Genomic DNA, 14,249 nt, shown 5'->3' on the forward strand with positions numbered 1-14,249 from the left:
TTTAACAAATATCTCTTGACAAAAATTACAAAATCTGGTATGGCTTCCTGCTCTAAATAATTTCCGGCCAACTAGCTACCACCGAGGCCAATTTATCCAAATCCCGACGATCTTCGATAAAGGGAAAAACACCTAAAACCGGACAATTAGTCAAGGATTGAATTAAATCGATCGGTGTTAACTGCTCTATTTCCGTCTCCGTGCGCGGTTCAAGACAATTAAGGATAATTCCGCCCAAATTGACCTTTTTCTGCTCTGCTAGGGCAATATTAGCCACCGTTTGGGAAATCGCCCCCAATTTCACCGGCACCACCAAAAGCGTTTTTAACCGCCATTGAGCCGCTAAATCCGCCAAAGTTAGCTCGTGGGTGACAGGACAACCTAAACCCCCCAAACCCTCAATTAAAACCAAATCTTGGCTTTTTTGTAGGTTCAGCAGAGCTTGCCACACCGTCCCTAAAGGAATATCTCGACCTTCCAAATCAGCAGCCACAGGAGGCGCTAAGGGTGCTTGATATTGCAGCGGTGTGATCATTTCTAATTGACCCTGAAATAAGCCCTCATACCATTCTCGATCGCCTTGACCCGTTTGCATTAATTTCATCAACCCCAAGGCCTTCGATGGATAGTATTTTTGCCAATAAGCCACTAAAGCAGTGGTGACAACGGTTTTACCCGCATCGGTATCCGTAGCCGCAATCAAAAGACTATTCATAAACTCCCAGGCTCAGTCAAGATCAGGTGAAATCACCAGCATTTATTATCTTATCCCCCATCACCCCACTTCCCACTTCCCCAGATATTGCATGGGTAAGATGCAAAAAGAAAAAAAACTGCAGCCAAAAAGGTGAGATGGAATACACTAAAAGTATAAGGTTATCAATTTTGCTATTTTTCAAGTTGCATCCTAGGCAACAGAATTGCAATTATCCCTCTAGTTAGAAATTGGACGGTTTGCCCTGTGGTTTCATCACTTCCCAAGCCCAATAACTCTTTAACAACGGTTCCCCAGCGTTGTTCTGGTGCTTATGCCTTGATGGACAGTCTCAAACGTCATGGTGTTAAGCACATCTTCGGTTATCCCGGAGGTGCGATCCTGCCCATCTATGACGAACTCTACCGCTTTGAAGAGCGGGGAGAATTACAACATATCTTAGTGCGCCACGAACAAGCGGCCGCCCATGCCGCCGATGCCTACGCTAGGGCCACCGGCAAAGTGGGAGTCTGTTTCGGTACTTCCGGCCCCGGGGCGACCAATTTGGTGACAGGCATCGCTAACGCACACATGGACTCCATCCCGATGGTAATTATCACCGGTCAGGTCAGCCGGGCGGCCATCGGTTCCGATGCTTTCCAAGAAACCGATATTTATGGTATTACTCTCCCGATTGTTAAACATTCCTATGTGGCTAGAAATGCCCGGGAAGTAGCGAGAATCGTCGCTGAGGCCTTCCATATCGCCAGTACAGGACGACCGGGACCGGTTTTAGTCGATATTCCCAAAGATGTCGGTTTAGAACTATGCGATTATATCCCCGTCGAACCGGGAGATGTGAAACTAAGCGGCTATCGTCCCACGGTTAAGGGTAATCGCCGTCAAATCGAGGCCGCTTTGCACCTCTTGGAAACCGCCGAAAAACCCTTACTTTACGTTGGCGGAGGCGCGATCGCAGCGAATGCCCACGCCCAAATCGCCGAGTTTGCCGAGCGTTTTCAGTTACCCGTCACCACCACGTTAATGGGGATCGGTGCTTTTGATGAACATCATCCCCTCTCGGTGGGAATGTTAGGAATGCACGGCACCGCCTACGCTAATTTTGCCGTGACCGGGTGTGATTTATTAATTGCCGTCGGCGCTCGTTTTGATGACCGAGTAACCGGGAAATTGGACGAATTCGCCTCAAAAGCTAAGGTAATCCATGTGGACATCGACCCCGCCGAAGTGGGCAAAAATCGCGCCCCTGACGTGCCGATTGTCGGGGATGTGCGGGTAGTTTTAGAACAAATACTCCAAAAAGCCAGAGAATTTGATTATCCCACTAATTGCGATCGCACCCAAGCCTGGTTAGCCCAGATCGAGCGCTGGCGCCAAGATTATCCCCTGCAAGTACCCCTACCGGAAGGCAGACTTTCTCCCCAAGAAGTAATCGTTGAGGTGGGTCGTCAAGCACCCCACGCCTACTATACTACCGATGTGGGCCAGCATCAGATGTGGGCGGCCCAATTCCTCAAAAATGGACCCCGACGTTGGATTTCTAGCGCGGGATTGGGGACGATGGGTTTCGGTTTACCTGCTGCGATGGGGGTAAAGGTGGCGATTCCCGATGAGGAGGTCATCTGTATTAGTGGTGATTCCAGTTTCCAAATGAATCTACAGGAATTGGCCACCCTAACCCAATTCAATATTCATGCCAAGACGATTATTATTAATAATGGTTGGCAGGGTATGGTACGTCAATGGCAAGAAGCTTTCTATGGGGAACGTTATTCTAATTCCAATATGGAAGCGGGAATGCCAAATGTGGAACTGTTAGCCCAAGCTTACGGCATTAAAGGGATTACTATTCGCCATCGAGATGAATTAGCCGCAAAAATTGCCGAAATGTTGGCCCATGATGGTCCAGTTTTGGTCAATGCGATCGTGACTAAAGACGAAAATTGTTATCCCATGGTTGCCCCCGGTCAAAGTAATGCGCGTATGATTGGTTTACCGAAAATTGTCACCGGGGGTTGTGAAATGCACAATTGTCCCAGTTGTGGCGCGGTTAACAGTTGGAATAATAAATTCTGTCCTGAATGTGGGGCGAAATTGTAGCCGAAAATTGTTAATTAATTAACCAGCCTCCGTTAAGGATAACGGAGGTTTTTGGCTTTTTATCTACTGTTGAAACATCATAGAAATTTTCAAATAGAAGCAATGACAGCCCTAGAAAAAGGCTTGAGAAAAAGAAGCGGAAAACTCGATCGCCACCGTGATTAAATTAGCAATATCTCAGTGACAACGGCAAGAGGCTGACATCAACCCCATGGACGACAATTAAGAATAACAACCTAAAATCTTTTCGCTAATTTTGCCATAGACTGCACCCTTTGCTTCTAAAATGGGCTATTGCGGCTAGATACCAATATTGGTCTAGCATTTGCCCGTAGACTGAAAAAAGCACGTTATAAAGATTATGGCCAAAGTTCTGGTATCCGATTCGATCGATCCGGTAGGAGTAGAAATTCTGTCACAGGTTGCCCAAGTGGACGTGAAAACAGGACTATCCGCCGAGGAAATCATTCAAATTATCCCCGAATACGACGCACTGATGCTCCGTTCCAGTACCCGCGTCACCAAAGAAATCGTCGAAGCGGGCAGCAAACTGCAAATTATCGGCCGCGCGGGGGTAGGAGTCGATAATATCGATGTTCCCGCGGCCACTCGTCAGGGGATTATTGTCGTTAACTCTCCCGAAGGTAACACGATCGCCGCTGCCGAACACGCCTTGGCCATGATGTTATCCCTCTCCCGTCATATTCCCGATGCTAATCAGTCGGTAAAAGCGAATAAATGGGAAAGAAATCGCTTTATCGGCACAGAAGTTTATAAAAAGAACCTAGGAGTCGTCGGTTTAGGGAAAATTGGTTCCCACGTCGCCGCCGTTGCTAGATCACTAGGCATGAAAATTCTCGCCTACGATCCCTTTATTTCCAAAGAACGCGCCGATCAACTCGGTTGCACCCTGGTGGATCTGGAACTACTCTTTGCTGAGTCCGATTTTATCACCCTCCACGTCCCGAAAACTCCCGAAACCCAGCATCTCATCGGTCGGGAAACCATCGCTAAGATGAAACCCACGGTCCGCATCATTAACTGTTCCCGAGGCGGCATTATCGACGAGTTGGCTTTAATTGAAGCCCTCGAATCCGGTAGAATCGCCGGGGCAGCCTTGGATGTATTTGAACAGGAACCTTTAGGCGAATCTAGATTAAGAGAATTATCTAACGTCATCCTCACTCCCCACCTAGGCGCATCGACTACGGAAGCACAGGTTAATGTGGCTATTGATGTGGCCGAACAAATTCGCGATGTCCTCCTCGGTTTGCCAGCGCGTTCAGCCGTTAATATCCCCGGACTAACTCCCGATGTTATGGAAAAACTGCGCCCTTACCTGCAATTAGCGGAAACTATGGGTAATCTTGTCAGTCAGTTGGCAGGAGGTCGCTGTGACTCGTTAAATGTCCGTTTACAGGGAGAATTGGCCACTAAAGACAGTCAACCTCTGGTGGTGGCGGCCATTAAGGGTTTACTGTCCCAAGCCCTCCGAGAACGGGTAAACTATGTTAATGCGGCGATCGAAGCTAAGGAACGCGGTATCCGGGTAATCGAAACCCGGGATGCTTCCACCCGGGACTATTCGGGATCGATTCATTTGGAAGCTAATGGTTCCATGGGGACCCATTCCGTCACCGGAGCGCTGTTAAGTAACGGAGAAATCCGCATTACTGACCTCGATGAGTTCCCCATTAACGTGCCACCGAGCAATCATATGCTATTCACCCTTCACCAAGATATGCCCGGTATTATCGGCAAAATTGGCGCACTTTTAGGCAGTTTTAATGTCAATATCGCCAGTATGCAGGTAGGACGCAAAATTATTCGCGGTGACGCAGTTATGGCCCTGAGTCTCGATGATCCTCTACCGGAAGGTCTTCTCTCGGAAATTACTAAAGTCCCCGGTATCCGCGATGCTTACACAGTGAAACTCTAGATTAAATCAGTTATCAGTAGTCAGTAATCAGTGAAAGGAAAGCTCCGAACTTGCCACTTAATACTTTTAACTGAAAACTCAAATCTGATAACTGATCCCTGATCACTGATAACTGATATATGTCTAATAGTTGGTGGGAAATTACGGTTTTGTGCGAACCTAGTCTCGAAGAAACGGTTTTCTGGAGACTGGAAGATTTTGGCTGTTCAGGAACGGCCACTGCTAAAAAACAATCCTCTTTAGAGATTAAGGCCTATATACCAGAAATTAAAGCGCAATTGCTCGATTTAGAGGCACTAAGCCTCTGGTTAAAGCAGGATGCTTTGATTTTAGGTTTTCCCGAACCTGTCAGCCATTGGCAGTTAATGGACGAGGAAGACTGGGCCAGCAGTTGGAAACAACATTGGCAAATTAGCGAAATCGGCGATCGCTTTTTGATCTGTCCTGCTTGGTTAAATCCCCCGGAAAATAACCAGAGATTGGTGATTAAAATTGACCCCGGTTCCGCTTTCGGCACGGGAACGCATCCCACCACCCAATTATGTCTAGAATCCCTAGAAATGCGTTTAAGTAGCCATCCAGAGCCTAAAATTATCGCCGATATCGGTTGTGGTTCTGGCATACTAGCGATCGGGGCGATTTTATTAGGGGCCAAAAAAGTTTATGCTGTCGATACAGATCCGCTCGCGGTGAATGCGACGTATAGTAATCGCCATCTCAACGGGATTAACCCCGAAAATTTAGCTGTTAGTCAGGGTAGTGTCGAGGAGTTATTAGAATTAATTCCCGATGGTGTTGATGGCATCGTTTGTAATATTTTAGCCGAGACAATTATCGCTTTAATGCCCGAAATCACCCGTCTGGCAAAACCCACCACTTGGGGAATTTTAAGCGGCATCCTTGTCACCCAAGCACAAGCAGTTACAGATATTTTAGAACCCCAAGGCTGGACAGTGGCTGCCCTATGGAAACGTCAAGAATGGTGTTGTCTTCAAATTCGTCGCGCTGTGGATTAATATAGCTGTCAGTAGTCAGTATTCAGGCGGCAGGGGGCAGGAGATTATTTTTGGTTCTTCGGTTTGTCTTATGCAACGTACAGGATTATAAGAAATGAAACTCTTATAGAGAAAGACATTTGGCGATTTTTGTCAATTGTTTTCGATCTAGAGCGAACTAATCAATTAAATCTCTTGCCAGATAAGGATTTAGTCGATTTATGCCCCCCTATCGAACCATACCAAGTAACGAAGAACCTTATTTTTTTTATTCTCCCTTCTCCCTGCTCCCCCCCTCGCCAATTGATAATTGATAATTGATAATTCATAATTGATAATTCATAATTCATAATTGATAATTCATAATTCATAATTCATAATTGATAATTCATAATTTCCACTCCCCAACCCCCATCACCTCATCCATGACGCTAGATAATTTTCGCATCAGTTTTGCTCCCTTATCTTTGCAGGAAGTATATCAATTAGCCGATGATGGGGCTAATGGTGCTATTGTACTAATGAGTGGCACTGTACGAGAGCAAACCGACGGTAAACCGGTTATTTATCTTGATTATCAGGCCTACGAACCCATGGCGATGGAGGTTTTCCGGCAAATTGCTCGGCAAATTCGACAAACCTGGCCCGATACCAATCGAGTTGTCATTCACCATCGCACCGGTAAGCTACAAATCGGGGAAATTAGCGTCTTAGTAGCTGTGGGTTGTCCCCATCGGGGGGAAGCTTTCGCAGCCTGTCGTTATGCTATCGATACTCTCAAGCATAATGCCCCCATCTGGAAAAAAGAATACTGGTCTGATGGTTCTAGTCAATGGGTTAGTATTGGGGCCTGTGAAACGGAGTCTTAGGTCTAATAACGTAAAATCAAGGCGATTTTTTGGTAATCGTTCAAGGAATCCTCCTCGACTAAAGCTACACGTCCTCCCTTGGCCAATACCACTTCGATAATTTCATCCACTGCATCATCGATTACCTCCGTACCACCGACGTTTTCCACCAGTATCAAATCACCATTTTCGCTTAAAACTGCGGGTACATGGTAATTTTTCTCCACTAATAACAATTTTCCTCGACCTTCCTGCGCTAAACGCCACACTTCTCCCAGGGTAGAGATAACTTTTTGAGCGCTGACTGCCGCATCCAAAGCTTGCAGGGCTTCAGTTTTTTGAGTCTGACGCACTGAATGCATAATCGGCAATACTTGCGGAATTAATTCTGACAGTGAGGTTTTATCAAAATTGCCGGTTAAAGTGCCAACAATTGCTGATGTGTACTGTGAAACTTCTTGAAAGAAGGAAATTTGACGAACCACTCCACCCACAATCAAAGGGGAAGAATCATCAATGTCAATGTATTCACCCAGAGCATTATCTACCTGCTGGAAAAATCGCCGGATTCTATCATCTAGATAACTGGTATCGGCATCAAAGGGCAGTGGTGCGGTGGCCCCCGGTCCAGTCATTTCTAGGGGAAAATTCTGATCGCGAATTTCTTCGAGAGTTTCTCCTGTAGCTGAGATTAAACGAGTAGAACCCTGACTTAATAGTAACAGCCAATAGAGTTGTTCTCGATGTAATCCATAAACTAAATCCCGTGTGGCAAAGGTTTTATCGATGACAACTCTTGCCTGGACAGAAAAAGGCAAGTTATAAAGCTTGGCAATATCCGGACCAATATAGAGAGCTAATCCATCTAGAGTATAAGGATAATCTATTTCAGCCACGAGACTATCGAGGCGCTCGAACAAAGGTTCGATTTCACGTTTAGAGAATTCTTCCGATAATCGGCGCTTTGCCTCATCGACCAAATTTTTAACGAGAATAGGGTCTTGTTTGTTATCCGGTGAGGTGCGATGGGTGGGTAAGAGAATGGAAAGGGCGGGTATTTGAGTTAGAGATTGTAGTTTCTTAAGTTCTTGACGAGTAATCATTGACTTTCCCTTGATTTATAGGGTTAAGGAGCTAAAAATACTGGCCTTATCAAGATTTCACGATTTATTCAGTATTCAAGCTAACATCTTAGGGAAAAAATGTAATTATATCTAGAAAATTAAGAATTTATACTGAATTGCTTTGGCAGAGATTGAGGGAATTTTTAACCAGAAAATAGGAATATTATTGATTTATCGATCGTCCACCATCAGGACAGAAAATATTAAGGATGGGTTGATTTACCCATCCTCGGAATAATTAGGCCGCTATCGCGGTTTTTTCCGATGTTAATGCCTCTTGGCGCTGGAATTCGGCTAATTGTGCCATAATCTCATCCCGAACAATCTGACGGTATTCCAGGAAATGCTCGTTGTGGGCGCAGACAGTGATATAGTGTTCGGCATTGGCGGGATTATGACGCAAAATACCGAATAAATTCTGCCAAAATTTCCAGCGAGTGGAACGTTTAAAGCCCTGTCGCCAGATAATTACCGCTAGGGCATAGAGATCAGCCCGGCGAGGCAGTTTAAAGGCAGGTTTAGCTTTAGGTGCCCCTAATTTCAGGAAACAGCGATAGGTGCGATCAAGAAATACCTCTGGATCGTACAATTTCCAGAAGGCTTCAATATATTCTGTGGCAATATCTTCGATCGGCCGGGTGGGAACGAAATTCATTAGGGTACTTTGGTTAATGTCCTGTTTCCCCGTTAATCGTAGTCGTCCTTCTTTTTCCAAGCGAGTCCATAGGGCGGTATTGGGTAAAGCTTGTAACATTCCAAATAGAGCCGTGGGAATGGCCGCTTCTTCGACAAAATTAATGATGCGATCGGCCGCTCCTTTTTTCTCGCCATCAAAACCGATGATAAATCCCGCCATGGGGCGCAATCCGGCTTTAATAATCTTTTCTACCGTCTCGGTTAAGGAACTGCGGGTATTTTGGAATTTTTTGGTTAATTGTAAACTTTCTTCGTCGGGGGTTTCAATACCTAAAAAGACCGCATCAAAATAACAATCGACCATCATTTCCATTAATTCGGGATCGGCGGCTAAATCTACCGACGCTTCCGTGTTAAACCGGAAAGGATACTGGTGTTCTTCTTGCCAAACTTTTAATTCTTTGAGGAGTAATTTAACGTTGCGCTTGTTGCCGATAAAATTATCATCCACCATGAACACGCCCCGGCGCCAACCTAACTCGTAGAGATAATCTAATTCTTTTAATAATTGTGCGGGGGTTTTGGTGCGGGGTTTACGACCGTAGAGAACGATAATATCGCAAAATTCGCACTGGAAGGGACAGCCCCGCGAAAACTGCACCGACATGGAATCATAAGCTTCAAAATCGAGCAGATCGTAGCGTGGAACCGGGGTAATTGTCACATCGGGTTTTTCTGTGGTGCGGAAAACACCTTTGGTTTCTCCTCTTGCCAATGCTTCTACAAACATCGGGATGGTGATTTCTCCCTCATCGAGAATCAGAAAATCGGCCTCGGCCACTTCATGGGGGATAGAAGTGGGATAGGGACCACCCACAGCCACCAGTTTACCCCGTTGTTTGGCTTCGTGAATTTGCTCGATTAAATCTTGACGTTGCACGATCATGCCGGAAAGAATGACTATTTCGGCCCAGTCCCATTCTGCTTCTGTCACCGCCCGAATATTGCGATCGACCAGTTTAAATTCCCATTGCTGCGGTAAAATCGCCGCCACCGTCACCATACCCAGGGGAGGAAGTAAGACTTTGCGATCAACTAATTCCAGAATTTTGTTATAGGACCAGAAAGTCGGCGGAAAAACGGGATAAATCAGTAAGGCGCGCATATTCACTCCTCGCTCGATGGCGATCGATTCTTGACCTTTCGCTTGATTGTAATCTTTTTCGGTCAGGGATGGGAAAACCGTTATTTAGCCCTAGAACTAGGATCAGGCTTGATTTTCGGCTGCCATTGCCCACCCCTGACCCTACCCCCATAAAAGTTTATGGTCAACATTAATAAAATTTATGTAAACAAATGTTGCATAGTCTGGAAAGTTATGTTACATTTAATATCAAGCACTTGAATCAAATGCAATTTTATTATAGGAAGGCAATTCACCATGGATAAGCAAGAAAACAAACTCGGCTTCACCGCTTTCGCTGAAAACTGGAATGGTCGTTTAGCCATGCTCGGTTTCGTTATTGGCGTAGCTACGGAATACTTGACCCACAAAGGCATCCTTGCTCAATTAGGCTTAATGTAATTTCAGCCGCGATTGGTGTGCATCTACAATCGTCTTGAATAAATTATTAAAAAAAGGGGAGGAGCCTAGCTCTTTCCCTTTTTAAGTGGGAGGTTGGGGAGATTTTTCAGTGATCAGTAAACAATAATCACTGATCGTGAAGCTAAGTAGTGAGTAGTATCAATAGGACAGAGGGAATCTTTAAGAAATTACCCAAAATCCCAGAAATGTTGAATCCGTACATAAAACTTTACATACAAGCTGACGAGAACAGGTGTTCGCCGAGAGAGCCTAATTTTCCCTCTTGTGATAAAATTAAGTTAACATGGCGAAGTTTATTAAGTAAAGTATCCCCATATATTTGAGGAATTTACCTAAGCCGCAAAATCAAATATACGATTAATATTGTATATTGTATAAATTTAAATGGTGACAGCCATAACCCGACATTTTACACTAAATCTGGTTATCAAAAACTGATTATTTATTCACCCTGTTGTCTTTTGCCTCTTGCATGAGTGCCTGTCCTTATAAGTAGCCTATACTCAACGGATTTAGTATGACTTTCTCCAAGAGAACCAGTTTCAGCATCTACGCCCATCACTAATTTCATCTGATGATAGCCTGACGACCGACTCCTTACCCCACAGTTAATTTTACTTTTGTCCAACTACTTAAACTATTAGTATAGACCTTGTTTCCACACAGAAACCAGAAGAGCCAAGAGTTTAGCATCATGATAATAATCATTATCAGTTGGATGCGGCTAGAATATCATATTTTAGTCGCTTTTTTGCATTATTAAGCTATTATTCAACACTTCTGGTTTATAACCCACTTTCCGCACTTCTTAACATTAAATTGATAATTTTTACTAATATAAGGTAAAGAATTGTAATTTTTTCTCAGAAAAAATCAATTATTGAAAATGTTCTCAATAGTAGTTTCTACAATGAAGGTTTTTCGTCAAAACATCTTGGGGAATGTAAAAATATATAAAAGTATATGAAGGTCTGCGGAATGTCGGCTACAATTAGATCGGCTCGCTTGTGAGTTTGTTCTCTGCTTGGCACGACTGCCAAGCATGACGACGAGAGTAAACCGGGTGGCTACGATAAACCTAAAATTTTCCCAAAATAGGAGGAACCTCTCATGGTTGAGGCCATCTTACCGGGTACTTATGTAACAGTACGAGATGAAGGACTGATTAGTGCTGGTCAGGTTGTTTCAGGAAATATCGGAATTGTTGGAACCGCAGCCAAAGGACCAGTGGATGAGGTACAAATTCTTGGTAGTTTTTCTGAAGCCAAGGAAATTTTCGGGGAAATTGATCCCGCTGGCCAACTAACCCTAATTCAAGCACTGGAGCAGATTTACAACAATGGCGGCAAGACTGTCTATGCAGTTCGTACAGGTGCTACAGCCACCAAAGCTACCTACCAAATCAAAGATAGCTCCGACACAGATACGGTGACACTGGAGGCAAAAACTCCAGGAACTTGGGGCAATGACATCAAGATCAAAATCAGCGATGCCGACTCGCCTGCTAACAGCAAGAAAGTGGAGCTAACCTATCAGACCACTAAGGAAACCTATACCATTTCTAAGTCCGGCGACCTGGAAAAGCAAGTCAATGACCAGACTAAAGGTTCTACTTTAGTGACTGCCACTCTAACAGAAGGATCGGTCTCCGATGATTTGCCGAAAAACACCGGTAATATTAATGAGGAATCTACCTCAAGCTCCGAGTCAACAGACGAATCGTTCCCCAATAGTTTGTGGCAAAGCACCGGCATTTATGAGAATTTTGCCGCAGGCTCCGATGGATCTGCTAGTGCTGGTGACTATAAAAATAGTCTGGCACAATTGGAGAATGAACTGGTAAACCTGGTTTTGCTGGCTGGACAGGATGCCAGTAACTCCCAGATGGCGGCAGCACTGCTGGGTCATTTGAGCGCAACCGCAGAAATCAAGCGAGAACGGATCGGCCTTATTGGTAGCGGAACTTCTGATAATGTTGAAGAGATCGCCAAACACAGCTTGAATAGCGAGCGCCTGATTTTTGTCGCTCCAGGACTGCAAATCTCACCCCAGGTCAAACTCTCAGGCGCTTACACAGCAGCAGCAGTCGCCGGCCTACTGGCATCTCTGCCGGTGCAGGCTAGTCCCACCAACAAACCTTTGACGATTCCTGGTCTCTCCAAAGAGTTTTCCATGTCTCAGTTGGAAAAGCTCGTCGGCAACCGAGTGCTGGCGATCGAAAAACGGGAAGGTTTTCGGGTGGTTAAAGGCATTACCACCGCCACCAATTCCGCCTGGCATCAGATTACTACTCGGCGGATTGTTGACTATGCAATTTACGGGGTGCGTTCCGCCTGCAATCCCTACATAGGCAAGTTGAACAACGAGCGGGTGCGGGGGGCGATGAAAGCTACCCTGGATGCCTTCTTGACGCGCATGGTACAGGATGAAGCCCTGATTAGCTATGAGTTAACAGTCACTGCTAACCGAGCCCAGGAAATTGCCGGAGAAGCGATCGTTACCGTGACCCTGCGACCGACCTTCAGCATTGACTTCATCAAAGTAACCATGTATCTCGGTTAACCGACCTATCGATTCCCAGAGGAGAAAAACTATGCCCAATACCAACGTTTTTCGGGGGTCTGATGCCACCTTGGTATTAGCTGTCGATGATAAAGCCACCGAAGAAGGAAAACTGGCGGATGGACTGATTAATGAGTATGACTTTTCTAATATCGTAGGGCGACTGCGAAATGTGCAGGTGAACGTCCACAACGAGGTCAGACCCTATCACGAAATTGGCAAGCGCTTTCCTAGCGAACTTCGCCCCGGTAATGTCAATGTTTCAGGCGTTGCCGAACGCGCTCACATTAACGGCGCACTCTTGCGGTTGCTGTTGGGCGATGCCGCCAACAGTCCCCCACCAGCCGACCCACTCGCCCAACCAACTTTCAACATCGTTATCAGCCTAAAAAATCCAGCGCTTCCCGACAATAGCAGCAAACTTGTCCTGTTTGGAGTCAAGTTTGAAAACTGGAATTTTAGCCTGCCGGAAGATGATTTTGTCATGGAAGCAGTTACCTTCCGCGCTTTACGGATTGGTAGTGAAGAAACCGCAGGCTAGGAACCAAGATTATGGCTGAAATTTCCCTGACTCCAGAAGAACTGTTAGCTGGTGCTGCCATTACCTTTGATGTGGTGATCCCCTTGAGTGTCTTGCGTCCTGGCCAGGCAGAAGCCCCCTTGGAATCACCGCCCCTCGTCCAGATGCGCCCCCTGACCATTGGCACGTTTCAATTGATTATGAAAGCCGCCAAACAGGATGCCGGACTGATTCCCTTGTTGATGATCAAAGAATCCCTGGTTCAGCCGAGCCTCTCTTTAGAGCAAATCAAGCGAATGCACTTAGGTTTAGTCAATTTCTTGGTCATACAGATTCGAGAAATCAGCGGACTGACCGAAAAAAAAAGTCCATTGACGAGTTAAGAGCATCTCCCCTAGTTCAGGCAGGGTATCGCTTAGCTCGTGCCTTTGGCTGGACTCCTCAGCAGGTGAGGGAACTGACAATGGCACAGGTGTCCATCTATCTACAAATGCTCACAGCAGAAACTGTCAGTAACTATGAACGATAAAGGATTCAACCCACCGACTGCTTCTAGGAACGCTACGAGTAACGTTCCTAGAAGAGTTCCCTCCTCAGGGCAGGATGAATGGGTAGCACTAGGCAAAACTCTGAGCCGGGATTTTCAGGACTGGTTAAGTAATCAGAGCGTCGGTTGCTTGGCAGATCAAGACTTAAGACAGGAAATTCTCGGGCAAATCAGCCTACTGGAAGCAGAAATTCAGCCCTTGCTTGCAATTAATCGGGAATTTGTCGAGCTAGAACAGTTGCTCACCACCGGCTTCAGCACCACAAATTTTGAAGAAGGCGGTGAGCAATCGGCATCTGCAAGCGAAAACCAGCCATCTTCTGGAGCAACAGCACTGTCTTCTGAGGAACTCGCCTCCCATCAAGACGGGATTAATCCCATCTCCGAACCTAAGCTGAAAAAAGAGGCGGAAAGTAGTCCACCTTCTTTCCACCCTCAGCCGGAATCTCAACTACAGATTGAGGGACTTAAAAACTTAGCTCAACGTCTGGAAGTTGAGCAACAGCAACAGAAAAGTTCAGCCAAAACTCAAGCAGAAATCGCCTCTCCCGCGCAACAGTTACCAAGAATACCGAATTCCCCAACCAGCCAACAACTAGGAGAAACAACAAACATCGCTTTACCCTTGAGCAGGGAAGGGATAATTAACGAAGATCA

General features: G+C 45.7%; 12 protein-coding genes. 9 read left to right on the plus strand and 3 right to left on the minus strand.

Going from position 1 to position 14,249, the window contains the following annotated elements; all coding sequences use genetic code 11:
* Positions 1 to 52: 52 nt before the first annotated feature.
* Positions 53 to 715: a dethiobiotin synthase gene (gene bioD / locus IM473_RS21990; RefSeq protein WP_002733082.1), complete on the minus strand. Its 663-nt coding sequence runs from the start codon at positions 713 to 715 to the stop codon at positions 53 to 55.
* Between the two features lie 246 nt (positions 716 to 961).
* Here bioD and ilvB point away from each other — a divergent pair, with 246 nt between their 5' ends.
* The 4 genes from ilvB (at position 962) to IM473_RS22010 (ending at position 6,618) form a co-directional block, all read left to right on the plus strand.
* Positions 962 to 2,815: a biosynthetic-type acetolactate synthase large subunit gene (ilvB, locus tag IM473_RS21995; RefSeq protein ID WP_287658467.1), complete on the plus strand. Its 1,854-nt coding sequence runs from the start codon at positions 962 to 964 to the stop codon at positions 2,813 to 2,815.
* A gap of 361 nt (positions 2,816 to 3,176) precedes the next feature.
* Positions 3,177 to 4,754 carry a phosphoglycerate dehydrogenase gene (gene serA, locus IM473_RS22000; protein WP_287658469.1) on the plus strand — a complete coding sequence of 526 codons (1,578 nt, stop codon included), beginning with the start codon at positions 3,177 to 3,179 and terminating at the stop codon, positions 4,752 to 4,754.
* Between the two features lie 119 nt (positions 4,755 to 4,873).
* Complete coding sequence (gene prmA, locus IM473_RS22005; protein WP_287658470.1) at positions 4,874 to 5,770, plus strand: 50S ribosomal protein L11 methyltransferase; 897 nt, start codon at positions 4,874 to 4,876, stop codon at positions 5,768 to 5,770.
* A gap of 404 nt (positions 5,771 to 6,174) precedes the next feature.
* Positions 6,175 to 6,618: a molybdenum cofactor biosynthesis protein MoaE gene (locus tag IM473_RS22010; protein ID WP_287658471.1), complete on the plus strand. Its 444-nt coding sequence runs from the start codon at positions 6,175 to 6,177 to the stop codon at positions 6,616 to 6,618.
* Positions 6,619 to 6,620: 2 nt separating this feature from the next.
* Here IM473_RS22010 and IM473_RS22015 read toward each other — a convergent pair whose 3' ends face one another.
* A complete protein-coding gene (locus IM473_RS22015; protein WP_287658473.1) occupies positions 6,621 to 7,700 on the minus strand; it encodes an AOC03_06830 family ribosome hibernation factor in 1,080 nt (359 codons plus the stop codon).
* 259 nt (positions 7,701 to 7,959) lie between these two features.
* Positions 7,960 to 9,522 (minus strand): B12-binding domain-containing radical SAM protein, encoded by a 1,563-nt coding sequence (locus IM473_RS22020; protein ID WP_287658475.1) that lies wholly within the window; start codon positions 9,520 to 9,522, stop codon positions 7,960 to 7,962.
* Between the two features lie 258 nt (positions 9,523 to 9,780).
* Here IM473_RS22020 and IM473_RS22025 point away from each other — a divergent pair, with 258 nt between their 5' ends.
* The 5 genes from IM473_RS22025 to IM473_RS22045 all read left to right on the plus strand — a co-directional run.
* Positions 9,781 to 9,942 carry a CAB/ELIP/HLIP family chlorophyll-binding protein gene (locus IM473_RS22025; RefSeq protein WP_487353236.1) on the plus strand — a complete coding sequence of 54 codons (162 nt, stop codon included), beginning with the start codon at positions 9,781 to 9,783 and terminating at the stop codon, positions 9,940 to 9,942.
* A 1,131-nt stretch (positions 9,943 to 11,073) separates the two neighbouring features.
* On the plus strand, positions 11,074 to 12,525 hold the full coding sequence (locus tag IM473_RS22030) for a phage tail sheath C-terminal domain-containing protein (protein ID WP_287658477.1): 1,452 nt from the start codon (positions 11,074 to 11,076) through the stop codon (positions 12,523 to 12,525).
* 31 nt (positions 12,526 to 12,556) lie between these two features.
* On the plus strand, positions 12,557 to 13,066 hold the full coding sequence (locus IM473_RS22035; protein ID WP_016515953.1) for a hypothetical protein: 510 nt from the start codon (positions 12,557 to 12,559) through the stop codon (positions 13,064 to 13,066).
* Between the two features lie 11 nt (positions 13,067 to 13,077).
* Positions 13,078 to 13,428 (plus strand): hypothetical protein, encoded by a 351-nt coding sequence (locus IM473_RS22040; protein WP_287658478.1) that lies wholly within the window; start codon positions 13,078 to 13,080, stop codon positions 13,426 to 13,428.
* Between the two features lie 135 nt (positions 13,429 to 13,563).
* Positions 13,564 to 14,249, plus strand: a 686-nt coding sequence (locus tag IM473_RS22045; protein ID WP_287690557.1) for a hypothetical protein, incomplete at its 3' end; no start/stop codon positions are given.

The organism is Microcystis sp. M015S2, from assembly GCF_020245945.1.
Lineage (GTDB): Bacteria > Cyanobacteriota > Cyanobacteriia > Cyanobacteriales > Microcystaceae > Microcystis.

Excerpts from the sequence above, each read along its gene's own strand:
- IM473_RS22010 (WP_287658471.1), top strand. The coding sequence starts at position 6,175 with ATGACGCTAGATAATTTTCGCATCAGTTTTGCTCCCTTATCTTTGCAG.
- prmA (WP_287658470.1), top strand. The coding sequence starts at position 4,874 with ATGTCTAATAGTTGGTGGGAAATTACGGTTTTGTGCGAACCTAGTCTC.
- IM473_RS22030 (WP_287658477.1), top strand. The coding sequence starts at position 11,074 with ATGGTTGAGGCCATCTTACCGGGTACTTATGTAACAGTACGAGATGAA.
- bioD (WP_002733082.1), bottom strand. The coding sequence starts at position 715 with ATGAATAGTCTTTTGATTGCGGCTACGGATACCGATGCGGGTAAAACC.
- IM473_RS22020 (WP_287658475.1), bottom strand. The coding sequence starts at position 9,522 with ATGCGCGCCTTACTGATTTATCCCGTTTTTCCGCCGACTTTCTGGTCC.
- IM473_RS22035 (WP_016515953.1), top strand. The coding sequence starts at position 12,557 with ATGCCCAATACCAACGTTTTTCGGGGGTCTGATGCCACCTTGGTATTA.
- IM473_RS22015 (WP_287658473.1), bottom strand. The coding sequence starts at position 7,700 with ATGATTACTCGTCAAGAACTTAAGAAACTACAATCTCTAACTCAAATA.
- serA (WP_287658469.1), top strand. The coding sequence starts at position 3,177 with ATGGCCAAAGTTCTGGTATCCGATTCGATCGATCCGGTAGGAGTAGAA.
- IM473_RS22040 (WP_287658478.1), top strand. The coding sequence starts at position 13,078 with ATGGCTGAAATTTCCCTGACTCCAGAAGAACTGTTAGCTGGTGCTGCC.